This is a genomic window from Sinorhizobium sp. NG07B, from assembly GCF_002532005.1.
Classification (GTDB): domain Bacteria; phylum Pseudomonadota; class Alphaproteobacteria; order Rhizobiales; family Rhizobiaceae; genus Sinorhizobium; species Sinorhizobium fredii_C.
On sequence record NZ_NWTD01000001.1, the window covers coordinates 984,233 to 1,006,671 of the forward strand.

Annotated in this window: 22 protein-coding genes and 1 riboswitch; of the genes, 14 read left to right on the forward strand and 8 right to left on the reverse strand. The window is 62.9% G+C overall.

What is annotated here, in order from left to right; all coding sequences use genetic code 11:
* Window positions 1–4 precede the first annotated feature (4 nt).
* The 3 genes from CO664_RS04780 to nuoH are packed head-to-tail and all read right to left on the reverse strand — an operon-like array spanning window position 5 to window position 2,076.
* Window positions 5–445: a CBS domain-containing protein gene (locus tag CO664_RS04780; RefSeq protein ID WP_037415170.1), complete on the reverse strand. Its 441-nt coding sequence runs from the start codon at window positions 443–445 to the stop codon at window positions 5–7.
* Window positions 446–490: 45 nt separating this feature from the next.
* Window positions 491–1,057 carry an NADH-quinone oxidoreductase subunit I gene (locus CO664_RS04785; RefSeq protein WP_097525279.1) on the reverse strand — a complete coding sequence of 189 codons (567 nt, stop codon included), beginning with the start codon at window positions 1,055–1,057 and terminating at the stop codon, window positions 491–493.
* Between the two features lie 32 nt (window positions 1,058–1,089).
* Window positions 1,090–2,076 (reverse strand): NADH-quinone oxidoreductase subunit NuoH, encoded by a 987-nt coding sequence (nuoH, locus tag CO664_RS04790; RefSeq protein ID WP_037415175.1) that lies wholly within the window; start codon window positions 2,074–2,076, stop codon window positions 1,090–1,092.
* Between the two features lie 338 nt (window positions 2,077–2,414).
* Between nuoH and CO664_RS04795 the strand changes: the two genes are divergently transcribed.
* The 6 genes from CO664_RS04795 (at window position 2,415) to CO664_RS04820 (ending at window position 6,873) form a co-directional block, all read left to right on the forward strand.
* Entirely contained in the window at window positions 2,415–2,621 is a 207-nt protein-coding gene (locus CO664_RS04795) for a CsbD family protein (RefSeq protein WP_037387172.1), read from the forward strand.
* Window positions 2,622–2,826: 205 nt separating this feature from the next.
* On the forward strand, window positions 2,827–3,177 hold the full coding sequence (locus CO664_RS04800; RefSeq protein ID WP_097538587.1) for a helix-turn-helix domain-containing protein: 351 nt from the start codon (window positions 2,827–2,829) through the stop codon (window positions 3,175–3,177).
* Window positions 3,178–3,184: 7 nt separating this feature from the next.
* Window positions 3,185–5,005: an adenylate cyclase gene (locus CO664_RS04805; RefSeq protein WP_176536492.1), complete on the forward strand. Its 1,821-nt coding sequence runs from the start codon at window positions 3,185–3,187 to the stop codon at window positions 5,003–5,005.
* 20 nt (window positions 5,006–5,025) lie between these two features.
* Entirely contained in the window at window positions 5,026–5,250 is a 225-nt protein-coding gene (locus CO664_RS04810) for a hypothetical protein (RefSeq protein WP_037415181.1), read from the forward strand.
* Window positions 5,213–6,451 (forward strand): YcaO-like family protein, encoded by a 1,239-nt coding sequence (locus CO664_RS04815; RefSeq protein ID WP_097538045.1) that lies wholly within the window; start codon window positions 5,213–5,215, stop codon window positions 6,449–6,451. The genes CO664_RS04810 and CO664_RS04815 overlap by 38 nt, the downstream gene beginning before the upstream one ends.
* A 188-nt stretch (window positions 6,452–6,639) precedes the next feature.
* Window positions 6,640–6,873: a hypothetical protein gene (locus CO664_RS04820; RefSeq protein ID WP_037415184.1), complete on the forward strand. Its 234-nt coding sequence runs from the start codon at window positions 6,640–6,642 to the stop codon at window positions 6,871–6,873.
* A 116-nt stretch (window positions 6,874–6,989) separates the two neighbouring features.
* Here the strand turns inward: CO664_RS04820 and CO664_RS04825 are convergent, their stop codons facing one another.
* Window positions 6,990–7,784 (reverse strand): DUF1194 domain-containing protein, encoded by a 795-nt coding sequence (locus tag CO664_RS04825; protein WP_037415187.1) that lies wholly within the window; start codon window positions 7,782–7,784, stop codon window positions 6,990–6,992.
* A gap of 241 nt (window positions 7,785–8,025) precedes the next feature.
* Here CO664_RS04825 and CO664_RS04830 point away from each other — a divergent pair, with 241 nt between their 5' ends.
* Window positions 8,026–9,354 (forward strand): glucoamylase family protein, encoded by a 1,329-nt coding sequence (locus CO664_RS04830; protein WP_097538588.1) that lies wholly within the window; start codon window positions 8,026–8,028, stop codon window positions 9,352–9,354.
* 50 nt (window positions 9,355–9,404) lie between these two features.
* On the forward strand, window positions 9,405–10,202 hold the full coding sequence (locus CO664_RS04835; protein WP_234820092.1) for a ferric iron reductase: 798 nt from the start codon (window positions 9,405–9,407) through the stop codon (window positions 10,200–10,202).
* A 70-nt stretch (window positions 10,203–10,272) separates the two neighbouring features.
* Here the strand turns inward: CO664_RS04835 and CO664_RS04840 are convergent, their stop codons facing one another.
* Both CO664_RS04840 and CO664_RS04845 read right to left on the reverse strand, forming a co-directional pair.
* Entirely contained in the window at window positions 10,273–11,058 is a 786-nt protein-coding gene (locus CO664_RS04840) for a CbtA family protein (RefSeq protein WP_037415192.1), read from the reverse strand.
* Between the two features lie 177 nt (window positions 11,059–11,235).
* Complete coding sequence (locus CO664_RS04845; RefSeq protein WP_097538046.1) at window positions 11,236–11,412, reverse strand: CbtB-domain containing protein; 177 nt, start codon at window positions 11,410–11,412, stop codon at window positions 11,236–11,238.
* A 39-nt stretch (window positions 11,413–11,451) separates the two neighbouring features.
* Window positions 11,452–11,729: riboswitch (cobalamin riboswitch) on the reverse strand.
* Between the two features lie 178 nt (window positions 11,730–11,907).
* On the opposite strand from CO664_RS04845, the gene CO664_RS04850 reads away from it, so the two are divergent.
* Window positions 11,908–12,387: an anthrone oxygenase family protein gene (locus CO664_RS04850; RefSeq protein WP_097525282.1), complete on the forward strand. Its 480-nt coding sequence runs from the start codon at window positions 11,908–11,910 to the stop codon at window positions 12,385–12,387.
* Window positions 12,388–12,425: 38 nt separating this feature from the next.
* Complete coding sequence (locus tag CO664_RS04855; protein WP_097538047.1) at window positions 12,426–12,776, forward strand: VOC family protein; 351 nt, start codon at window positions 12,426–12,428, stop codon at window positions 12,774–12,776.
* A gap of 26 nt (window positions 12,777–12,802) precedes the next feature.
* Here the strand turns inward: CO664_RS04855 and CO664_RS04860 are convergent, their stop codons facing one another.
* Complete coding sequence (locus tag CO664_RS04860) at window positions 12,803–14,086, reverse strand: cystathionine gamma-synthase family protein (protein ID WP_037415202.1); 1,284 nt, start codon at window positions 14,084–14,086, stop codon at window positions 12,803–12,805.
* Between the two features lie 127 nt (window positions 14,087–14,213).
* Here CO664_RS04860 and CO664_RS04865 point away from each other — a divergent pair, with 127 nt between their 5' ends.
* Both CO664_RS04865 and CO664_RS04870 read left to right on the forward strand, forming a co-directional pair.
* The gene (locus tag CO664_RS04865; RefSeq protein WP_097525283.1) at window positions 14,214–14,672 is read left to right on the forward strand and encodes an Lrp/AsnC family transcriptional regulator; all 459 of its coding nucleotides are present in this window, start codon (window positions 14,214–14,216) and stop codon (window positions 14,670–14,672) included.
* A gap of 126 nt (window positions 14,673–14,798) precedes the next feature.
* Window positions 14,799–16,490, forward strand: a complete 1,692-nt coding sequence (locus CO664_RS04870) for an alpha/beta-hydrolase family protein (protein WP_097538048.1) — start codon at window positions 14,799–14,801, stop codon at window positions 16,488–16,490.
* Window positions 16,491–16,496: 6 nt separating this feature from the next.
* Here the strand turns inward: CO664_RS04870 and CO664_RS04875 are convergent, their stop codons facing one another.
* Window positions 16,497–17,357 (reverse strand): LysR family transcriptional regulator, encoded by an 861-nt coding sequence (locus tag CO664_RS04875; protein WP_037415210.1) that lies wholly within the window; start codon window positions 17,355–17,357, stop codon window positions 16,497–16,499.
* A gap of 126 nt (window positions 17,358–17,483) precedes the next feature.
* Here CO664_RS04875 and CO664_RS04880 point away from each other — a divergent pair, with 126 nt between their 5' ends.
* Together CO664_RS04880 and CO664_RS04885 are read left to right on the forward strand one after the other, a co-directional pair.
* Window positions 17,484–19,931 (forward strand): FAD-dependent oxidoreductase, encoded by a 2,448-nt coding sequence (locus CO664_RS04880; protein ID WP_097538049.1) that lies wholly within the window; start codon window positions 17,484–17,486, stop codon window positions 19,929–19,931.
* The gene (locus CO664_RS04885; RefSeq protein ID WP_097538050.1) at window positions 19,928–22,375 is read left to right on the forward strand and encodes an FAD-dependent oxidoreductase; all 2,448 of its coding nucleotides are present in this window, start codon (window positions 19,928–19,930) and stop codon (window positions 22,373–22,375) included. Before CO664_RS04880 ends, CO664_RS04885 begins: the two co-directional genes overlap by 4 nt.
* Window positions 22,376–22,439 lie beyond the last annotated feature (64 nt).

The window sequence follows — 22,439 nt, forward strand, 5'->3', positions numbered from 1 at the left end:
CTCTTTAGTGATAGTGGGTTCCGCTAATATAGTCGTACAGATCCTGCTCGGTGCGCTGCGCTTCGTCGAGCCTGTGCTTGACCACGTCGCCGATGCTGACCACGCCGACGACGTCGTCTCCCTCCATGACCAGCACGTGGCGGGTGCGCCGCTGCGTCATGATCGCCATTACAAAGGGCAGCAGATCCTCAGTCGAACAGATCGCCACGCTGCGGTTCATGATGTCGGCGACAGGCATCATGGTCGCCTCGCCGCCGTACTCGGCCATGGCATTGCAGCAATCTCGTTCCGAGAGCGTTCCGAGGAACTCCCCCGGCGACTGACTGACGACCACGAAGCCGATATTGTTATCGCGAAACAGCCGCAGGACTTCCACCATAGGTTGATCAGGGGTGACCGCGATCACTCCGACGCCTTTGTTTTTCACGATTTCGCCGACAAACATCTGAGCCTCCTTTCCAAGCACGTCGGTTTGGCAACGAGCGCGCTTTCACCGTCTCCGGATATTTCGCCACCAGTTGTAGCCCTGCGGCTCGTTCGTCTCGACCAGCACGTCTTTTTCCGTGTTCAGGCGCGCGGCGACCACGCCGCCGCCGGTCGCCGCCTTGCCGGGCTTGGCGAGCAGGTCGTCGCGTCCGATCACCAAATCGCGCGAGGAAAAACTCGAGAATTCATACTGTTGGCCGAGCGCGATTGCATCCGCCGGGCAGGCGTCCTCGCACAGGCCGCAGAACAGGCAGCGGGCAGTGTCGATCTCGAACTTGATCGGGCGCCGGTTGCCCTTCTCATCTTCGTAAGGAACGACCTCGATGCAGTAGCAGGGACAGATCCGCGCGCAGAGCTCGCAGGCCACGCACTTGATCTCGCCCTCTTCGTCACGCTTCAGGAAATGGTGGCCGCGATAACGCGAATAGGGCAGCCATTTCTCCTTATCCGGATACTGCATGGTCACGGTCTTGGAGAACATGTAGCCGAAGGTCAGCCCCAGACCCTTCGCCAGGTCGGCAAAGAACGTCCAGCCGATCCATGTTCCGATCATGTCCTGTGCGCGCGACATCGCCGCCCCGCTATGGAGCCGCCAGGGCCCCTCTAAGAGAAAGCAATCCCAGTAATAATTATGTTCGCCATCGACAAAGGAAGCAAGACTTTCCATCCGATCGCCATCAGCTGGTCGTAGCGGTAGCGGGGGAAAGTAAAGCGGAACCACATGAACAGATAGACGAAGAAAGCGACCTTGAGCGCGAACCAGAGGAGCGGCGGCAACGGGATCAGCACGCCGTTCCAGCCGCCGAAGAACAGGATCACCGTCAGGACCGACACCAAAAGCATGATGACGTATTCGCTGACCATGAAGAAGGCGAAACGGATGCCGCTATATTCGGTATGAAAGCCCGCCCCGAGATCGCCTTCCGCTTCCGCCAGGTCGAAGGGGATACGCTGAGCTTCAGCGAGCCCGGCGACGAAGAAGACGAAGAAGCCGATCGGCTGGTAAACGATGTTCCAGACATCGGCCTGGGCCCGCACGATTTCAAGCAGGCTCATGGATTGCGCCAGCATGACGACGCCGATCACCGCAAAGCCCATCGGGATTTCGTAGCTGATCATCTGCGCGCAGGTCCTGAGGCTGCCGAGGACCGCGTATTTGCTGTTCGCCGCCCAGCCGCCGATGATGACGCCATAGACCTCAAGGCCGATCACCGCGAAGACGAAGAGCAGCGCCACGTTCATGTTGGATACGTAGAGGGTGATTTCGTTGCCGAGCACCGAAACGCTCTCCCCGAAGGGGATCGCGACGAACACGACAAAGGGCGGGGCGAGCGCCAGGATCGGCGCCAGCTTGAACAGGAAGCGGTCGGCCTCGGTGGGGATGTGGTCTTCCTTGGTGAGGAGCTTGATGCCGTCCGCCACCGGCTGCAGCAGTCCGTGCCAGCCCACGCGCATCGGCCCCATTCGCTGCTGGATGTGCCCGGCAATCTTCCGCTCTACCCAGGTCAGTGGCAGGGGCAACAGCAAGAGGATCGCAATCAGCAGCGCGACCTTGAAGACGATCAAGCCAAGGGCAACGACAAGCTCCATGATCCGCAGCTACTTATCCAACAGTTGAAACACGCGACCGGACTTTCCCCTTGACTATACACTAGCCTCGCGTCGTCTGTCTCTGAGCTGGTGGGTGTACTGGCTCTTCGATGGGAGTAATGCGGAGGTCGACCCAACGACATGACGCCGGGGCCGAGGCGGCTGCCCACCCGGAGGAGGCCCGGGACTGGATGGGCGACTTCGACTTGGACCTCCGTACTTGTCCGGTAAATGCATGGAAATGCGGATTCGTTCCGCCTTCCTCCAAGCGGAAATGAACCATTGCCGCCGTCATGAGTTTTCCTGACAGGACTGTCACAAGCCAGGAGGAAAACGGCATGGATTGGAATCGAGTCGAAGGTAACTGGAAACAGGTGAAGGGCAAGATCAAGGAGCAGTGGGGCAAATTGACCGACGATGATCTTGACCAGATCAACGGCAACATGGATCAGCTGGAGGGCAAGATTCAGGAGCGGTACGGCATCGAAAAGGACCGTGTGCATCGGGATCTCGATGATTGGTACAATCGACAAACCTGGAACTGACCCCCAAAACTAGCCCCGCTTCGTGCGGGGTTTTCTTTGCGTCGGAGGAGGCACGTTCCGGTGCTGCACTGCGGTGAGGGCGTGCAGTGCATCCAAAACGCAAACGAGAACCTTGTGCATCACGCGAAGCCCCGAGTTGCATCGCTTCCGCTTTTCAAGCATCCTTGAAAATAAGCAGCTCAGCCAGCTCGCGCGGAGGCGAAAAGTGCCCGATCAGGCCAATGCAGTTGACGCTTTCGTCGGCCAACGTATCCGAATGCGCCGCGAGGGATTGAGAATGGACGAGAAGAATTTCGGCGCGGCGCTCGGTGTGTCGGTAGCGCAAGTCCGAAGCTACGAACAGGGGACAGGCCGCGTGTGCGCGACCCAGTTGCTGACGATGGCGGACGTTCTGCAGGTGCATTTTTCTTTTTTCTTCGAGGATGCGCTGGGGGCGACGGATGGAGGGAAGGACGTGAGCACATCGATGGTTTTCCGATCGCGGATCGTCAGGCGGTGGCGTATTATCCGGCCCGGTCTCTGGGGCGGCAGGACCTTGGTTCTATCGGTCGGTTGAGGTGGTCTTGACGGGGGCTGGCTATCACCTCAGGACCTTCGGCGAATTGCGGCTGAGCGATGCGGCCGGCGGCGCTGTCGCGTGTCCCGAGCGCGGCCTGTTGATCCTCGCCTATCTCTCGGCGTCCGGGCAAAAAGTCGCGACCCGCGACAAGCTCGCGACCATGGTCTGGCCGGACAGGGAAAAAAGCGTCGCGTTCAAGAACCTGCGCTCGACCTTGTGGCGCATGCAACACCTGGTGACGCCCGCCGGTGCGGTTCTGTCTGCCACGGAGACGGAGGTGGCGTTGGGGCCGATCTCCTGCGATGTCTCCGGCTTCGAGGAGTTAGACGGCTCCGAAGAGAGCTTCCGCAACGGCCTTTCGCTCTGGCGCGATACGTTCCTGTCTTCGGCGGATCTGCCGCCCGGACGCTACGCGGACTGGGCGATGGAAAAGCGACGCAGCTTCACGGAGGTACTGCGGAGCGCACTCATCGATGTGGAACGACGGTCCGCGGACCGGCCGACGTTGCGCGCCGCCTGTGCGCATCTGCTGGAGCTCGACCCCTCGGATGGAGCCGTTCGCGAGATCCTCCAGCGCGTAAGCCACGGTCAGTTTCTAAGTATCAGAACTCCGAGCGCAGCAACTTTGCAGCAAGCCGAATTCTCTGAATGGGGGACGCAAGCGGGTGGGTCGGAAACCGTGCGCTTGCCGCGTGTCGCGCTGCTTCCGCCGGCCGCCTTCGGTAGCGATCCGATGCTTCATGCGGTCAGCGTGGCGGTGATCGAGGACATAACGATCGGGCTCTGTTCGCTGAGGTCGATGACGGTCGTCGCACCCTATACCGCCGAGCGCATCCGAGAAGCGGCGGACAAGGCGGCGTTTCTCGAGCGGCACGGCGTCACCTACGCGCTCGATTGCCGCATGTCGGACCAGGGGCTCTTCACGCAGCTCATTTTCCTGCCCACCGACCAGATCGTCTGGGCCGATCGCTTTCCAATCTCGCCCGCGGGCCTCGTCAAGCAGCGGCAGGATATCGCTTACCATGTTGCCCGGGCGGTGACAGAGCAGGTGGAGACGAGACAGGCAGACCACTTCGATTTCGTGACGCATCCGGAGGCTTACTATGCCTATCTCGGGGGATTGCGACATCTTTCCGGACTCGGCCTCCCAGATGTTCGCAGGGCGCGCCGCGATTTCCGCGAGGCATTGAAGTATAGGCAGGACTTTGCACCGGCGCTGAGCGGCATTGCCCGAACCTACGTCAATGAATGGCTTCTAACCGCCCGCGGCGACAATGAGCTCCTTTCGACAGCGGAGCGCCATGTGAAGGACGCCATTGCGAGCAACGATCATCTCCCTGCGGCTCACCGCGAAGCAGGGGTCGTAAAACTCTACCAAGGCGATCTGGACGAAAGCCTTGATTCCCTCGACCGGGCAGAGCAGTTGAGCCCGCACTATGCCGACGTTCTTTACAGCCACGCGGATACGCTGGTCCACGTCGCGCGTCCGGCCGAAGCTCTTGACAAGCTCGGTAAGGCGCTGGCGCTCAATCCACTAGCACCGGATGCCTATCTGTGGAGTGCCGCGGGTGCCAGCTATTTCCTAGGACAGTACGAGGACTGCATCGGTTTCGTTCAAAGGATGAAGGACAAGACGCCGGCTGACAGAATCGTCGCTGCAAGTTGGGCGATGCTTGGCGACCGAAAGAAGGCGCGGCAGCACAGGATGCGGGCTTTGAAGGCAAACCCGTCTTTCGACTTGGACAAATGGTTGGCCGTCGTTCCGATGAAGGAGCAATGGCAGAAAGATCTTTATCGAGAAGGGCTGAAGAAGGCGGGTTTTTAACAGGGGCTTAAGGGGGAAATATGGCCAAAGTCGTTGTGATCGGGATTCCGGGGGAGTCGGGCCTTTGGGTGGCAGATCTTGGAAACCGAACAGTCACGCCGCTTAACTCGGTGACGGGCGATCTAGCGGTCGTGAACGGGTTCCGAAAGCCGGGCGCCGTCATCGCCAAGAATGTCGATCTCGCGGTCGCCGTATCGTCAGTCGATGATGTCTTTGCGGGCCACTTTGACGGCGACCGAACCTGATATCGACGGTTTGGCGAACCTTGGGGATGGCTATTCCGACAGGGTATGCACGCCGGACGAAACTTTTCATCGCGTTCGACCCTGTCTCGCCGCCTTCGGCGTGACGAGGGTCGCCCGGCACACGGGGCTCGACAAGATCGGGATCCCGGTCTGGTGCGCCTATACGCCGAACTCGCAGTCGATCGTCGTCGCGCAGGGCAAGGGGCGGACGGATGCGGAGGCGCGTGCATCCGCGGTCATGGAGGCGCTTGAGCGGGCAGTCGCCGGCGAGCCGGACGTCGAGGTGGTCGTGGAGACGCCCGACAATCTGCGTGCCTCCGGCCGGGCGTACGATAGCCTCGGCGCGCTGATCGCGGCGGGGTGGGACGATATCCGGCAGGACGAGGCGATCGAATGGGCCGGCGGCACCGATCTGATCTCCGGCCACGAGGTCCTCGTCCCGCTCGAAGCGGTGCGCCTCGATCGCACGAGGCCTTCGCGTTTCTGGATGTCGTCGGATGGGCTGGCATCGGGCAACACCATGCCGGAGGCAATCCTGCATGGCTTGCTCGAGCGGGTCGAGCGTGACGCGCATGTCTTGTGGCGCGTCTCCGGCGAGGAGGCCCGCCACCGGGCATGCGTGGCCCCGGAGGATCTTGACGACCCGGCCCTCGACGCGCTCATCGGCCGCATCGAGGCGGCGGAGCTCGAGTTGCGGCTTTTCGACATCACCAGCGACACCGGCATTCCGTGCTTGCTGGCGCTGCTCGGCCCGCGCGGCACGGCGACTGCCGGAAATCTCCGCTTCGTCGAGGTCACGAGCGGTTGCGGCGCGCATCCGTCCGCCGTCCGGGCTGCGATCCGCGCGGTGACGGAGGCAGCGCAGTCGCGGCTCACCTATATCGGCGGCGCTCGCGACGACGTTTACCCCGAGACCTTCAGCCGGCCCTTGCCGGAGTCGACGCGGCGCGCCTTTCTCGCAACGCCGCGGCCGATGACGACACCGGTCGCCCACACGGTCACGCCTGTCGAGGAATTGCTAAGCTACACGATCTCCTGTGTGAAGAAGGCGGGTGTGCGGTCTGTCATCGCGGTCACGCTCTCTCGTGACGATCTGCCCTTCGCTGTCGTCAAAGTGCTCGTGCCGGACCTTGAGAGTCCCGACGGCGAGCGGGCGCGCCGCTTCGGGTCGCGTGCGCTGTCGAGGGCGATTTCGTCGTGAGGCGGTGCGGCCGCGCCCGGAGCTTCCTGTGCCAAATGGAACTGCAAGAGGCAGGCGAGCGCGCGTAAATTACCCCGGCGCGGATTGGCGAAACTGGCGCGTAACACCACTGAAGGGTGTGCAACGCTCGTGCAACGCGCGCGAACGGGAAATTCCTTTATAGTCCCTTCGCGAGGGTAGTGCAGGCTATGGGGGTTCGGATGACTAACTCTATTTCGGCAGCGGCGGACCATGAAGCGGAACTTGCGAGCATTGCCAGAATGCTGGCCCATATCCGCGACAGCGCCCGCGCCTTGGACGCGCAGGCGCTGGAATATTGCATCGACATGGCGCTTCAGGCTGTCACCAGCGAACTGCGCGATCGGCGTGAGTTCGCAGCCGCAGGAGCCGATTTCGCCGGCGGCGTTCGCCTGCTGCAGTGAGCGCCCCGGGCTGTGCTTATAGCGCCGGTCATATTTTCGCGCCCCAATCCTTGTGCTTGTCACAGGGATCCAGCAGCGCCGCCTCCGCGGCGCGGCAGAGTCTTTCAGCCAAAGGCTTACCGGTCGAGTTCCGGATAGACCCTGTCGAGAAAGCCTGGCCGTAGCTTTTCACCGATCATGCAATCCGTTGCCGTCTCGGTCGCAGCGAAGCTGAGCCTAAGGGGAGGCGCCACCCCGCTCACCTCGAGGATCAGCTTCTGACGGATGGCGATTGCGAAATCCTCTGCCTCGTGCACCGGAAGAACGAAGGAGCCGGGCCCGCCGATCACGCATTCCGCATAATACTGATCGAGCGGACCGGTCGACACGGACGGGCGGATCAGGATCGAGAGACCGTTGATGACAATGCCTCGCGCAACCGCGTCGTTGCGGGCAGGGGCGACGGGCGGCCCGGTATTGTTGGGGCCATCGCCGGAAATGTCGATGACGCGGCGCACGCCCGAAAAGGCATTGGTATCGATCAGACTCGTGCCGAAGATGATCGCGTTCGAAATCGAGGTGCCGCGCCGCGTTCCGATCGGCCGGGCCTCGAGCTTGGCCGCGAAGGCTTCGGCATCCTCGGCACCTTCGATCACCTGCCACGTGACGACAGAAGCCTCGTTCACCATGCCCGCCCATTCGAAATAGCCGATGGCAATGCGGCCGAGATATCCCCCCTTTACCGCGTTGATGAAATCCGGATGCCTAAGCGCCTGCACATAGCCGGAACGCTGCACCCGCGCTTCCTCCATGTCCATCGAGCCGGACATGTCGACAGCGAGAACCAGCTCCACATCGACATTCGGGGGCGTGGCGGCCGTCTGCATCGGGCTGCCACTGAGCGCCATGATCAATGCCAGCATGCTCAACATCGCATCCGCCAATCGTCATGATCTACAGTCGGACTTCCGAGCCCGCGTCTCAAAACCGTCGAGCTTCAAAACAGAATGTACCACAGGATTGCAAATCGGCGACTGTCCCGGTCGGCCGCGATCTCAATATTATTTGATTGGCGTCTGAGAGAGGGAAGCGGCTCGAACGGTCACTTTGAAAAAAGGGGCCAATTCGCATCTTCCAACGCTGTCGCCGGCGCCGCTTGCACCCAATCTGGCCATGATCGTCCAACAGAACCTCGCCATGCTTCATTTCCCGCCGGAGAACATCGCCCTCGCCGATCGGCTGCAACGCGCCGCCTTTGAGTATTTCCTTGATTACACCGATGCGCGAACGGGGCTCGTCGCCGACACCTCGCGGGCGGGGTCGCCATCGAGTATCGCGGCCACCGGCTTCGGACTGTCCTGCTATCCGGTCGCCGTCGAGCGCGGTTGGATGCGGCGGGAGGATGCAGGTCACCGCGTACTCACGACCTTGCGCTTTCTTGATGGCAGCCGGCAGGGGAGCGATAGGCTCGCAACGGGATACCGCGGCTTCTACTTTCATTTTCTGGACATGCGAACGGGCGAGCGCGCCTGGAACAGCGAACTCTCGACCATCGACACGGCGCTGCTTCTGGCCGGCGCACTGACGGCCGCGGCCTATTTCTCGGGGCCAGATCCGAACGAAACGGAAATCCGCAGTCTTGCAGCGCGACTATATGAGCGGGCGGATTGGGCCTGGGCGCTCAACCGCGGCGATACTCTGACGATGGGCTGGAGGCCGCCGGGGCGTTTCCTGAAGCACCGTTGGCGCGGCTATAGCGAGGCGCTGCTCCTCTATGTCCTGGCGCTAGGCTCCACTAGCCTACCCATTGCGCCGGAGAACTACGGCGCCTATTCGGTGGCACATGAATGGCTGACGATTGGCGGGATGTCGCACCTGCACGCGGGCGCGTTGTTCATCCACCTCTTTCCCCATGCCTGGATCGACTTCCGAGGCATAGGCGATACGGGAATGCGGGCGGCAAGCAGCGACTATTTCGCGAACAGCTGCCGAGCGATCGCGCTTCAGCGGGCGCATGCGGAAGAGAATCCTCATGGCTTTTCCGGCTATTGCCGCAACCTCTGGGGCTTCAGCGCCTGCCATGCGCCGAAGGGCTGGATGCGGCTGCGTGACGGCCGGCGGCAGAGGCTTCTGGGCTATGCGGCACGAGGCGCTCCGTTCGGCGCCGATGACGGGACCCTGGTCCCTTGGGCTCCGCTTGCCGGACTGCCCTTCGCACCGGACGACTGCCTGGATAGCCTTTCGCATCTGCTCGCGCATTATCCGGCACTGCTTCGCGACGGCCGCCTTCCCGGCGGCTTCAATCCGAGCCTGCCGGGCGCAGGGCGCGAGGGCTGGGTCGACGACAGGATTGTCGGGCTTGACCAGGGGCTGTCCGTCATGATGATCGAGAACTGGAGAAGCGGCCTCATCTGGGAACTGACGCGCAGTATCCCGGACTTCAGCCGGGGGCTGAAAAGGGCTGGATTCGAAGGGGGCTGGCTGACACCCGGCGCGGCTTGATGGGACGGAGCATGGGGCAGGGGCATCGGCAGCGGGAAAGCAGAGCGGTCATGGAGGCGGCTGCCGCGATCGAATGGCTGGCGGCCTCCATTCCGGAGGTCGCCTGTTCGGTCGCGACCTCTGACGCACATTTCCAATCGCCAGACGCTTTCTGGTCGAAGCCGGCAAACCTCGAGACCTGCCTGGCCTATCAGGACCGTTTCGCGTCCGGCATGGACGATAAGATTCGAGCGGCGCACCTGGTCGCCTTCTACAGCCATCAGCTGAGCCTTGCGGCGGGCGCGATCTATCTTGTGAGCGGCCTTGTTCCGGTGGTCGCGGGCCTGCGTTTCGAAACCTATTTGCGTGCCCGCGACGGGAGGTCGCTTGTGGCCGGCCGCTTTCATTTCCTCGTCGACCTTCCGCGGAGCGAGAGTGAGATCGAGCCGGACGAGCCGACTCGACGCTTTCACGATGCCTTCGTTGCGCATCTGAAGCCGGTGATCGCGCTGCTGAAACGCCGCTGCGGCCTGTCAGCGCGCGCGCAATGGCGGTTGGCCGCGGACAGTCTCGCCGGCGCTTTCCTGGAGATCGGGCGGCGGCGGCAACGGGAGGACAGGGCGACGGGGCAGGCGCTGGCGATCGTCAAAAAGGCCCACTCGCCGCTTGCCTCGCGGCAGCTTCACTACGAAAAGATCGAAGCGGCCTCCGGCAGTGGGGGAGAGCTTCGCTCCAGGACCTACCGGATCCGCGGCGGCTGTTGCCTTTTCTATCGTGCCGAGGGCGGCAGCTTCTGCGACACCTGCGTGCTGCTCGAGCCCGAGCTTCGACGAGAGATGCTGCGGGCCCACCTGCTCGATAGCAAATGAGACCCTTGCCTTCTCCCCGCGTGCTGCCCGCAGGCGGGGAGAGGACAAGCGGCGAAGGCGCGGGGGCCGGTTAGTGCGCCCGGAGAAACCGGTCGTTGATGAAACCGGAGACGATGCCGAGCACCAGCCAGAAGGCGAGCGTCGTCGCAAGCGCGGCGACGGCGAACTCGGCGCCGAGCACAGCCGGCACGTTGCTGGAAATGTCGAGCGGCTGCGGCGCACCATAAAGATGGGGAGCGGCGACTAGGACGAGACCCGCGAGCTTGGCGACGATTTCCGGGCGGAGTGCCAGCAGATAGAGTCCCACGGCCGAGAGTAGCACCGTCGCCCCCCACCAGAGCTGCCGGTCGCCAAGCTCGGCCGCCGGAAAGCCCGGCAGTTCCGGCGGCAGGCCTACGGCCGGAAGCAGGTGCACGGCGAGCCAGCCGAAGGCGCCCCAGAGCGCGCCATTGGCAAGCGTGATCGGGTAGCCGATCATCAGGCTGATGCCTGCAAGCAGCAACGAGAAGCCGGCGCCGGTGACCAGATTGGCGGCAAGCGTGCCGGAAAAGCGGCTCATGCCGAACATGATGCCGCCTTCCTCGTGTTCTTCGCCCTCATGGGCATAGGCGGGGGTGACCGGCGAAAGTGCTGCGAGCATCTCGCCTAACATCTGGGATCCTTTCAGCGACGAATGCTGCTGATGATCCGTGGCCGGCTGCTCGCCGGCGGGCTGCCCGGTTGCAGCCGGCGCTTCGCCCTCGAATTCTTCCGCATGCAGGATAAGCGGCGTGACCCGCAATTCCTGGGCGCCGGTCATGAAGACGCCGGCGATCAGCCCGGCCACGACCGCGGCCAGAAGTGTCTTGACGATCATTGTCGATTTTCCTCAGCGGGCGTGGCCGCCTTGCGGTAAGCCGGCCCGATTCCATCGACGCAAGCCGGCGCTTGAAGGCGCGGGCGCGTGCCAGACGCACGACGCGCGCTCCGAGCACCGGAGGGTCGATTGTTGTATCGTTTGGTGTGGAACGCGGCAGGCGCTCCATGACTTCGCTTAGTGGCAGGGGAAGCCGTAGGAATGGCGCGTGTCGTGTGCCGTGTCGTGCAGCACGGCCGAATTCGCCAGGCCGGCACCGAAAACGAGGAAGCCACCGATCATGAGGGCGATGATGCCCGCGGTCAGACGGTCGCTGAGGGAGAGCGGAATGCTCGAAACTTTAGACGTAGCCATGACAACCTCCGTGATGGCAATGGGATATTCCCCTTGGGCACTATGCCCGTATCGCTTGGCAGGTTTCCTGGCTCGCAGCGTCAGGTGCCCAGGCTAGCCTAGTCACCAAGGATTTGCCTCGCCTTCCCAGAACCGAACCGCCCTCTCGCGGCTGTTCCAGTGGCTTCTTCCGGATTGCTCCGGAACGGCAAATTCACGCTGCTCTACAGTCGCGGGGTCGGCAGTGATTGAGATGCCCAGCTTGGGTCCATCCGTCACATTCCCGTTTACTCCCGAAACACGTTCGCATTCCGGGAACCAACCGATCAGCGATGATTAGGTGTGGCCGCCAATGATGTCAATCGCGCCGCGGTGGAAAGTGGAGGAGAGGGTTGCGCGCATTTCGCGTTGCCCGCCACATGGGGAACAACTCCTGATGACTATATCGCATTGGTCGGTTATCTCTTGGGCAGCGCGTGCGGCCGCAGGCCGCACGATCGACCCGGGGTCCGTGCGATGCTTGCCCTTGTTCCTGCCCTGTCCTTTGCCGCCGTCATCGGATCCGGACTTATGGCCGGGCTCTTCTTCGTCTTTTCCGTCTGCATCATGCAGGCGCTGCGGCGATTGCCGGCGGAGCAGGGCGTTGCTGCCATGAACGCGATCAACGTCGTGATCCAGAATCCGTTGTTCTTCGCCGCCTTCATGGGCACGGCGCTGCTCGGCGTGATCCTCATAGCTGCCGCTTTCATCTGGGGCGGGGAGGGGAGCTATCTCCTGGCGGCGGGCGGACTCGTCTACCTCGCCGGCACATTCGCGGTGACGATGGTCTTTAACGTTCCGCTCAACAACGCGCTGGCGAATGCCACTTCGGTCGAGGCCGCCACCGAAGTCTGGCAGCAGCGCTACTTGACCGATTGGGTCTGGTGGAACCATGTCCGCACGATCGCTTCGATAGCTTCGCTCGCCCTTTTCACGCTTGGCTTTCAACGCGGCTGAAGCCTAGGAAAGAGGACGATGAAACTGGGGAGGATCCAATGGCAGTCCGACGCATCGTGCCCAATCTTCAAGTATCCGATCCGCAACGCGCGCGCAGTTTCTATACGGATCTGCTTGGCCTCAACGTGGTGATGGATCACGGCTGGCTGGTCACCTTTGCGGCGGAAGGCGGATCGGCAATGCCGCAGGTCAGCTTTGCCATTGAAGGCGGATCGGGAACGCCGGTGCCGGCGCTCTCGATCGAGGTGGACGATGTCGACGAAGTCTATCGGCGCGCGAAGGCGGCCGGCATCGAAATCGTCTATGACATCACTGACGAACCCTCGGGTGTGCGACGCTTCTTCGTGCGCGATCCGTTCGGCAACGTAGTCAATATTCTGACGCATTGATCGGGGGACGGCCCCCGCTCAATGGATCAGACGGTCGTCAGAGCGTTCGCGACGTCGGCGACGAGGTCGTCCGGGTGCTCGATGCCGATCGACAGGCGGATAGTCGATTCGAGCACGCCGATCCGGCGCCGCACCTCGATCGGCACGCCCGAATGAGTCATCGCCGCCGGGTGGCTCGCAAGCGATTCCGTGCCCCCGAGGCTGACGGCGAGCTTGAAGATCTGCAGGGCGTTCAAGAAACGGAAGGCTGCCTCCTGGCCGCCGGCGATGTCGAAGGAGAAGGTCGAGCCGGCGCCGGTGCATTGCGCGGCAAAGGTCCTCCCGACCGGCGAGGCTTCGTCGTGGAAGGGCAGATAGTGGATCCCTTCGACCTTCGGGTGGTCGCGCAGGAACTCGGCGACGATCCGGGCATTCTCGTTCGCCTTCTCCATCCGGACCGACAGCGTTTCGAGCGACCGGCCGAGCATCCAGCAGGAATGCGGGTCGAGCTGCGTGCCGATCGAGCCGCGCAGCGCCTTCACCTGTTTGATCAGCGCCTTCGAGCCGAGCACGGCGCCGGCGATCAGGTCGGAGTGGCCGCCGACATACTTGGTGAGCGAATAGAGCGACAGGTCCGCGCCGTGGTCGATCGGGTGCTGGAAGACCGGGCCGAGCAGGGTGTTGTCGCAGGCGACGATCGGCCTTTGCCCCTGTCTTTCGCCGATCTTTTCGGCAATGCGGCGGATCATCGCGACGTCGACGAGGCTGTTGGTGGGATTGGCCGGCGTTTCGACGAGGACCGCGGCGACCCGGCCCCTGCTCATGGCCTCCTCGGCGGCGGCGCTGACGGCCGCTTCATCGACGCCGTCGGCAAAGCCGACTGCGTGGATGCCGAGATTGAGAAAGGTCTTGGCGAGCAGCGTCTCGGTGCCGCCGTATAGCGGCTGTGAATGCAGGATTGCGTCGCCGGGCCGCACGAAGGCAAGCAGGGTCGTGGCGATTGCCGACATGCCGGAGGAGAAGAGCGCGCCGGCCTCGGCGCGTTCGTATATGGCAAGCCGATCCTCGACGATCTCGCTGTTCGGGTGATTGAAACGGGAATAGACGAGCCCGGCACCGACGCCCGCCGGCGGTTCGCGCCGTCCCGAGACGAAATCGAAGAAGTCGCGGCCTTCCTCGGCGGAGTGGAACACGAAGGTGGAAGTCAGGAACACCGGGGGCTTGACGGCGCCTTCCGAGAGCTCGGGATCGTAACCGTAGTTCAGCATCAGCGTCTCGGGATGCAGTTTGTGGTTGCCGATATGGGTCTTCGACGGATGCGGCGCGGTCATGGTTTCTCTCCCTGGGCGCTAGCGGACTCCACTATCCGCCAATTTATATCAAACGCCCGGGCTGATCCTTGCTATTTGCGATCACTTCGTTTTGATGAGCGCAAGTTTTTGCCGAGGTTACAGCAAGATGACGCAGAAAATTGCCGACGAGATGGATCGCCGCATCCTGAAGGAACTGGTCGCCGATGCCCGGATCACCAACAACGAACTGGCCGAGCGCGTCGGCCTTTCTGCGTCTCCCTGCCTCAGGCGGATCAGGCGTCTGGAGGAAACCGGCGTCATCCGCGGCTATACGGCGCTCGTCGATCCGGTCATCGAAGGCTGGACGATGACGGCGATCGCCACGGTCCGCCTCAGCCGCCAGCACGAGGACGAGATCGTCATGTTCGAAGAGGCGATCCGCGACTGGGACGAGGTGCTCGAATGCCACCTCGTCACCGGCTCGCGCGACTACGTGCTGAAGGTGATGAGTTCCGGCCTCGATCACTATGAGCGCTTCATCAAGGAGAAGATCGCCCGGCTGAAATGCGTCGCCTCGATCGAGACGAGCTTCGTGATGAACACGATCAAGGAAAGGAGGATCTAGCGCGTGACTGCCGCTCATCGTCGGGTTGTGCCGATTGACTGTGCGGGAGCGGAAGGCGACATTGCCGCAATGCGTCGCTTGGCTATCGGGCGACAAAGTGACAATGCCGCAGCGTGGAGGCCCGCCATGGAACACCTTCAACAGACGGACCTGTCGACGGCGACGCGGCCTGCCCCGCGCTATCTGGCAAACCTCTTGCGGTCCTTTTCGACGAGCGGCCTGCTTGTCGGCGTGATCTTTTTCGCGGTCTCGTTGACCCCGAGCCTCATTCCTCATCCCTATCTGATTCAGGCGGTGATTTCCGGCGCTTCGCTCGCCGCCGGCTACGCAATCGGGACATTCCTGCGCTGGCTCTGGTCCTTTTTCGAACTGCCCGAGCCAACGACGCGGCGGGCGCGCACGCTGAAGATCGCTGCCGCCATCGTCTGCATAGCGGCAGCTGCCGTGTTTCTCTGGCAGGCAGCCGGGTGGCAAAATACCGTCCGTGGCATCATGGGGCTTGAGCCCATCGAAAGCGCCGAGCCCATCAAACTCGGCCTCATAGCCTCCATGGTGTTCGCCGCTCTCATCTTCCTGGCACGGCTCTTCCGGTTCACCTTCAGCGTTCTTTCTCGCTGGCTGCAAGTTTTCCTGACGCGACCGATCGCCAACGCCCTTGGTGGGCTGGTCGCCCTCGCGCTCTTTTGGTCGCTGGCAAATGGCGTGATCTTCGAGTTCGCGCTTCGTGCCGCCGACAGTTCGTTCCAGCAGCTCGATGCGCTGATCGATCCCGACGTCGCGCCCCCGACCGATCCCGCCAAGACCGGCAGCGACGCGTCGCTGGTGCGCTGGGACGAGCTTGGGCGGCAGGGGCGGCAGTTTGTCGCCTCGGGGCCGACAGGCGCCCAGATCGGCGACTTCTACGACGGCGCGGCGTCAAACCCCGTGCGCGTCTATGTCGGGCTGAACTCCGCCGACACGGCGCCGGAAAGAGCGAAGCTGGCTTTGGAAGAACTGAAGCGCGCCGGAGGCTTCGAGCGCAAGTCGCTGATCGTCGTCGTTCCGACGGGCACCGGCTGGATCGATCCGGCAGCGCTCGATCCGCTCGAATATCTGCTGCATGGTGACGTTGCGAGCGTCGCGGTGCAATATTCCTACCTCACGAGTTGGCTGTCGCTGCTCGTCGAGCCGGGCTATGGCGCCGATGCGGCGAACGCGCTCTTCGACGAGGTCTACCGCTACTGGACCACGCTGCCGAAGGACCGGCGCCCCAAGCTCTATCTGCATGGATTGAGTCTCGGGGCAATGAATTCACAAGGGTCTGTCGATCTCTTCGATGTCATCAGCGACCCGTTCCAGGGTGCGCTCTGGAGCGGCCCGCCGTTTCAGAGCGGGCTGTGGCGCTCGGTAACGGCGGACCGCGTCGCCGGTTCGCCCGCCTGGCTTCCGCGCTACCGGGACAGTTCCATCATCCGCTTCACCAACCAGGAGAACGCGCTCGATATTCCCGGTGCGCACTGGGGCGCGATGCGGATCGTCTATCTGCAATATGCCAGCGATCCGGTGACCTTCTTCGATCCGCACGCCTTGTACCGCGAGCCGGACTGGATGAAGGCGCCGCGCGGGCCGGATGTTTCTCCGGCCTTGAATTGGTTTCCCGTCGTCACCGGCCTGCAGCTCCTCGCCGACATGGCTTTGGCCACGACCTCGCCGATCGGTTACGGCCACGTCTACGCGCCGGAACATTATATCGACGCCTGGGTGGCGGTGACCGATCCGCAAGGGGTGACGGGAGAGGATGTCGCGCGGTTGAAGGCGGAGTTCAAGGGCAGGTTCTGATCTGCATTACGGCGTCGCCGAATTGGCGAGCAGCCCTTCCATCGCGCCGATGATCTTGCGGTGCTGGTGCGCGTGGCGGGTGCGAAGGCTCGTTGCCGCGTAGATGGCCTGCGGGATGACCGGCGCATCGGCGACCACGACCGCGGCCCCGTCGTTGGAAAGCCGCTCGGCTGTGGCGATTGTCAGATAGGCGGCGCCCCCGAGAGTGCGCAGCAGCCCGGTGATCGCCATGCTCTGCCCGGCGGCGAGCGAGGCAGCCGAGAGGTGCGGCAGCGCCAGCCGATGGGCACGGTCGAAGGCGGGCGAATAGCTGGAGCGGATATAGGTCTCGGGCTTCACGCCGGCCAGGTCGCCGGCCTCGGTGCTGACCAGCACGTAATGCAGTTCGCCGATCCGTTCGTAATGAAGGTCAGGCAAATAATGCGGTGTAAAGAGAAGCGCCAGGTCGAGTTCCCCGGCGGCAAGATCGCGATTCATCTGGTTCGAGTAATCCGCCTCCATATAGATTTCCGTTGCAGGCAATTCGCGCCGGATGGCCGCCACCCATTGGCCGGCAAATGCTTCCGCGAGATCGTGCTGGATGCCGAGCCGCATCGAGCGCTCCAAGGCGCCGGCGCTCGCGACTGCGCGCGTTGCCTCATGCCATTGATTCTGCAGGGCCTTCGCATAGTCGAGAAAGCGCAGGCCCGAGGCGGTCGGGACCGTGCCGCCCTTGTTGCGGGTAAAGAGCTTGCGGCTGAACTGGGCCTCGAGCGCCTTGATGCGGTGGGAAACCGTCGACTGGGTGATGTTCAGCCGCTCGGCGGTGCGGTTGAAATTCCGCGTCTCCATCAGATCCAGAAAGGTTTCGATCAGATCGACTTGCATCTTGGGGCTGCTCCTCACGCATGCTGCAATCAATCTAATCGAAAATGTCAATTAATAAAGCCGATTCTCCCTGCTTGATGGCCTCGGACTCCTCGTCAAATATCCCGTCAAAAGAGGGAATTACGCATGTCGAATTTGCCGTCTCACGCGCGTGTCGTCATTATAGGCGGAGGAGCGGTCGGCGCGTCCTCGCTCTACCATTTGGCCAGGGCGGGCTGGACCGATTGCGTGCTGCTGGAGAAGAACGAGCTCACCGCCGGCTCGACCTGGCATGCGGCCGGAAATGTTCCGACCTTCTCCTCCTCCTGGTCGATCATGAACATGCAGCGCTATTCGGCGTCGCTCTATCGCGAGCTTGGGCAGCTGATCGACTACCCGATGAACTACCACGTCACCGGGTCGATCCGTCTCGGTCATTCGAAGGAGCGGTTGCAGGAATTCAAGCGCGTCGTCGGCATGGGGCGCTACCAGGGCATGGACCTCGACATCCTGACGCCCGACGAGATGCGCAGCCGCTATCCCTTCCTCGAGACCCACCAACTGACGGGGGCGCTCTACGATCCCTATGACGGTGATATCGACCCGGCGCAGCTTACCCAGGCGCTGGCCAAGGGTGCGCGCGACATGGGCGCAAGAATCATCCGCTTCTGCCCGGTCGTGGCGGCACGGCGCGAGAACGATGAATGGGTGATCACCACGCCGCAAGGAGAAATCCGCTGCGAATATGTGGTGAACGCTGCCGGCTACTACGCGCGCGAGGTCGGCAAGATGTTCGGCCGCAACGTGCCTATGATGGTGATGAGCCATCAGTACATCCTCTTCGACGAGATCCCGGAACTTGCCGCCTGGTCGAAGGAGGCCGGGCGCAAGCTGCCGCTGCTCCGCGACGTCGACTCCTCCTACTATCTCCGGCAGGAGAAATTCGGCATGAATCTAGGGCCTTACGAGCGGAATTGCCGTGCCCACTGGACGGCGCCCGACGATCCGATGCCGGAGGATTTTTCCTTCCAGCTCTTCCCGGACGATCTGGAAAGGTTGGAATGGTATCTGAACGATGCGGTCGAGCGAGTGCCGATCCTCGGGACCGCCGGGCTTTCCCGGGTGATCAACGGACCGATCCCCTATGCGCCGGACGGAAATCCGCTGATCGGGCCCATGCCGGGCGTGCCGAACGCCTTCGAGGCCTGCGTCTTCACCTTCGGCATCTGCCAGGCGGGCGGCGCCGGCAAGGTGCTGGCCGAATGGGTGACGGAGGGCCAGACGGAATGGGACATGTGGTCCTGCGATCCGCGGCGCTACACCGACTATACCGATCAAGACTATTGCATCGCCAAGGGCAAGGAGATCTACGGCCATGAATACGCGATGCATTTCCCCAAACACTACTGGCCGGCCGGGCGTAACAAGAAGCTGTCGCCTATCCACGACCGCATCGCCGCGCTTGGCGCGCAGTTCAAGCCCTATAACGGCTGGGAGCGGGCCATGTGGTACGCGAAGCCCGGCGACGATATCTCCGACGCGGCGACGCAGACCTGGGGCCGCGAGGGCCCCTGGGCGAAGCGCATCGAGGAGGAGTGTTTGGCGGTGCGCGATGCTGCGGGTATTCTCGACCTGCCGGGTTTCTCGCGCTTTCGGCTGAAAGGTGAGGGTGCCCGCAAGTGGCTGTCCGAGCTCATCACCGGCCGCGTGCCGAAACCGGGGCGCATCGGCCTTGCCTATTTCGCCGATGAGAAGGGCCGCATCATCACGGAAATGTCGGTGATGGCGATCGAGGAGGATTTCTTCTTCCTGATCACCGCGGCGACGGCGCAGTGGCATGATTTCGAGTGGCTGCAGAAGCACCGTTCGGCCGATGCCGCCTTCGCGCTTGACGATGTGACCGCGAATTTCTCCTGCCAGATCCTCACCGGTCCGAAATCGCGCGACATCCTTGCCGAGGTTTCCGGTGCCGACCTTTCGAAGGGATGGCTGACGCATCAGACGGCTGAGATCGCCGGGCGCTATTGCCAACTCGTGCGAGTCTCCTTTGCCGGCGAGCTCGGCTGGGAAATCCACACCAAGGTCGAGGACACCGCAGCGATCTTCAATGCCGTCTGGGAGGCCGGCCAGAAACACGGCCTCAAGCCCTTCGGCATGGAGGCGCTCGACAGCCTACGCATCGAAAAGGGCTACCGCGCCTGGAAGGGCGACCTTTCGACCGACTACACCGTCCTTCAGGGCGGGCTCGAACGCTTCGTCGACTGGTCGAAGCCGAGCTTCAAGGGCAAGGCGGCGCTCGAGCGCGAGAAGCAGCGGGGTGCCATCAAGCGCTTCGTCACGCTGACGGTCGAGGCCAGCGAGTGCGATGCGCCCTATATGTCGACGCTCTGGTCGGGCGGCGAAGTGGTCGGCGAGACCACTTCCGGAAACTGGGGCTATCGCGTCAGCAAATCGATCGCGCTCGGCATGCTGCGTGCCGATCTAGCCGCGCCCGGCCAGGAAATCGAGGTCGAGATTTTCGGAGAGCGTTTCAAGGCAATCGTTCAGCCGGATCAGCCGCTCTGGGATCCCTCGAATGAAAGACTGAAAGCATGACGAAGCCCATCCCTGAAAAGGCCCGCGTGGTCATAATCGGCGGCGGCGTTTCCGGCTGTTCGGTCGCCTATCACCTGTCGAAGCTCGGCTGGACGGACGTCGTGCTGCTCGAACGCAAGCAGCTGACCTCGGGCACAACCTGGCACGCAGCCGGGCTGATCGGCCAGCTTCGCGCCTCGCAAAACATGACGCGGCTCGCGAAATATTCGGCCGACCTTTACGTCAAGCTGGAGGCAGAAACGGGCATCGCCACCGGCATGCGCCAGAACGGCTCTATCACCGTGGCGCTCACCGATGAGCGCAAGGAAGAAATCTACCGCCAGGCTTCGCTCGCCCGCGCCTTCGACGTCGATGTTCGCGAGATCACGTCCAGAGAGGTGAAGGAGATGTATCCTCACCTCAACGTTTCCGACGTCAAGGCGGCGGTGCACCTTCCGCTCGACGGGCAGTGCGACCCGGCCAACATCGCCATGGCGCTGGCCAAAGGCGCGCGGCAGCACGGCGCGACGATCATCGAAGGCGTGAAGGTCACGTCGGTGACGACGAAGGATGGCCGTGTGACCGGCGTCACCTGCGAGCAGAACGGCGAGAGCTTCACGATCGAGACGGAAACTGTCGTCAACTGCGGCGGAATGTGGGGCAGGGAACTGGCCCGCCAATTGGGCGTCACCGTTCCGCTGCACGCCTGCGAGCATTTCTACATCGTCACCGAGGCCATTCCGGGCCTCGCTCGCCTGCCGGTCCTGCGCGTCCCGGACGAGTGCACCTATTACAAGGAGGACGCCGGCAAGATGCTGGTCGGTGCCTTCGAGCTCAAGGCAAAGCCCTGGGGCATGGACGGCATCCGCGAGGACTTCTGCTTCGACCAGTTGCCGGAGGATTTCGACCATTTTGCCCCTATCCTCGAAATGGCCGTCAACCGGATGCCGATGCTGGAGACCGCGGGCATTCACACCTTCTTCAACGGTCCGGAGAGCTTTACGCCCGACGACCGCTACTATCTCGGCGAGGCGCCGGAGCTTAAAGGCTATTGGGTGGCCGCGGGCTACAACTCGATCGGCATCGTTTCGTCCGGCGGCGCCGGCATGGCGCTGGCGCAATGGATGAACGACGGCGAGCCGCCCTTTGATCTCTGGGAGGTCGATATCCGCCGCGCCCAGCCATTCCAGAAAAACCGCGCCTATCTCAAGGAGCGGGTGTCGGAGACGCTCGGGCTGCTCTATGCCGATCACTTCCCCTATCGGCAGATGGCGACGGCGCGCGGTGTCCGCCGCTCGCCGCTGCACGAGCATCTGAAGGCGCGCGGCGCCGTCTTCGGCGAGGTTGCCGGATGGGAGCGCGCCAATTGGTTTGCGAAAGACGGCCAGGAGCGCGAGTATCGCTATTCCTGGAAACGGCAGAACTGGTTCGATAACCAGCGGGCCGAGCATCTCGCCGTCCGCAATGGAGTCGGTCTCTTCGACATGACGTCGTTCGGCAAGATCCGGGTGGAGGGCCGTGATGCGCTTTCGTTCCTGCAGCGCCTCTGCGCCAATGAGCTGAATGTCGAAGCCGGTCGCATCATCTACACGCAGATGCTCAACGCCCGCGGCGGCATCGAGAGCGACCTGACCGTCACCCGGCTTTCGGAAACCGCCTTCTTGCTCGTCGTACCGGGCGCGACGCTGCAGCGCGATCTCGCCTGGCTGCGCAGGCATCTTCGCGACGAGTTCGTGGTTATTACCGATGTGACGGCTGCCGAAAGCGTGCTCTGTATCATGGGGCCGAAAGCGCGCGAACTGATGCAGAAGGTGAGCCCGAACGATTTCTCCAATCAGGCGCATCCTTTCGGAACGGCGCGCGAGATCGAGATCGGCATGGGCCTCGCCCGCGCCCACCGCGTCACCTATGTCGGCGAGCTTGGCTGGGAGCTCTACGTGTCGACCGATCAGGCGGCCCATGCCTTCGAGGCGTTGGAGGCCGCGGGGCAAGATGTCGGCCTTAAGCTCTGTGGCCTTCACACGCTCGACAGCTGCCGCATCGAGAAGGCGTTCCGTCATTTCGGCCATGACATCACCGACGAGGATCATGTGCTCGAAGCCGGTCTCGGCTTTGCCGTGAAGGCCGACAAGGGCGAATTCATCGGCCGTGAGGCGGTGCTTGCCAAGCAGGAGAAGGGCCTATCCCGCCGGCTGGTGCAATTCCGGCTCGCCGATCCGGAGCCGCTTCTCTTCCACAACGAAGCGATCGTTCGCGATGGCGAGATTGCCGGGACGATCACGTCCGGCAATTACGGCCACCACCTCGGCGGCGCGGTCGGCCTTGGTTACGTGCCCTGTAGCGGCGAGAGCGCCGCGGATGTGCTGGCGTCCAATTACGAGATCGAGATCGCTGGAACGCGGGTGAAAGCCGAGGCGTCGCTGAAGCCGATGTACGATCCGAAGGCGGAGCGGGTGCGGATGTAAGCGGCTTACTGCTAGATCAGGCGAAAAAGGATGGCCCCTCATCCGCCTGCCGGCACCTTCTCCC

Excerpts from the sequence above, each read along its gene's own strand:
- CO664_RS04830 (WP_097538588.1), top strand. The coding sequence starts at position 8,026 with ATGATCGTCCAACAGAACCTCGCCATGCTTCATTTCCCGCCGGAGAAC.
- CO664_RS04810 (WP_037415181.1), top strand. The coding sequence starts at position 5,026 with ATGGCCAAAGTCGTTGTGATCGGGATTCCGGGGGAGTCGGGCCTTTGG.
- CO664_RS04840 (WP_037415192.1), bottom strand. The coding sequence starts at position 11,058 with ATGATCGTCAAGACACTTCTGGCCGCGGTCGTGGCCGGGCTGATCGCC.
- CO664_RS04825 (WP_037415187.1), bottom strand. The coding sequence starts at position 7,784 with ATGTTGAGCATGCTGGCATTGATCATGGCGCTCAGTGGCAGCCCGATG.
- CO664_RS04870 (WP_097538048.1), top strand. The coding sequence starts at position 14,799 with ATGGAACACCTTCAACAGACGGACCTGTCGACGGCGACGCGGCCTGCC.
- CO664_RS04885 (WP_097538050.1), top strand. The coding sequence starts at position 19,928 with ATGACGAAGCCCATCCCTGAAAAGGCCCGCGTGGTCATAATCGGCGGC.
- CO664_RS04820 (WP_037415184.1), top strand. The coding sequence starts at position 6,640 with ATGGGGGTTCGGATGACTAACTCTATTTCGGCAGCGGCGGACCATGAA.
- nuoH (WP_037415175.1), bottom strand. The coding sequence starts at position 2,076 with ATGGAGCTTGTCGTTGCCCTTGGCTTGATCGTCTTCAAGGTCGCGCTG.
- CO664_RS04845 (WP_097538046.1), bottom strand. The coding sequence starts at position 11,412 with ATGGCTACGTCTAAAGTTTCGAGCATTCCGCTCTCCCTCAGCGACCGT.
- CO664_RS04850 (WP_097525282.1), top strand. The coding sequence starts at position 11,908 with ATGCTTGCCCTTGTTCCTGCCCTGTCCTTTGCCGCCGTCATCGGATCC.
- CO664_RS04795 (WP_037387172.1), top strand. The coding sequence starts at position 2,415 with ATGGATTGGAATCGAGTCGAAGGTAACTGGAAACAGGTGAAGGGCAAG.
- CO664_RS04835 (WP_234820092.1), top strand. The coding sequence starts at position 9,405 with ATGGAGGCGGCTGCCGCGATCGAATGGCTGGCGGCCTCCATTCCGGAG.
- CO664_RS04875 (WP_037415210.1), bottom strand. The coding sequence starts at position 17,357 with ATGCAAGTCGATCTGATCGAAACCTTTCTGGATCTGATGGAGACGCGG.
- CO664_RS04815 (WP_097538045.1), top strand. The coding sequence starts at position 5,213 with ATGTCTTTGCGGGCCACTTTGACGGCGACCGAACCTGATATCGACGGT.
- CO664_RS04785 (WP_097525279.1), bottom strand. The coding sequence starts at position 1,057 with ATGTCGCGCGCACAGGACATGATCGGAACATGGATCGGCTGGACGTTC.
- CO664_RS04865 (WP_097525283.1), top strand. The coding sequence starts at position 14,214 with ATGACGCAGAAAATTGCCGACGAGATGGATCGCCGCATCCTGAAGGAA.
- CO664_RS04855 (WP_097538047.1), top strand. The coding sequence starts at position 12,426 with ATGGCAGTCCGACGCATCGTGCCCAATCTTCAAGTATCCGATCCGCAA.
- CO664_RS04860 (WP_037415202.1), bottom strand. The coding sequence starts at position 14,086 with ATGACCGCGCCGCATCCGTCGAAGACCCATATCGGCAACCACAAACTG.
- CO664_RS04880 (WP_097538049.1), top strand. The coding sequence starts at position 17,484 with ATGTCGAATTTGCCGTCTCACGCGCGTGTCGTCATTATAGGCGGAGGA.
- CO664_RS04780 (WP_037415170.1), bottom strand. The coding sequence starts at position 445 with ATGTTTGTCGGCGAAATCGTGAAAAACAAAGGCGTCGGAGTGATCGCG.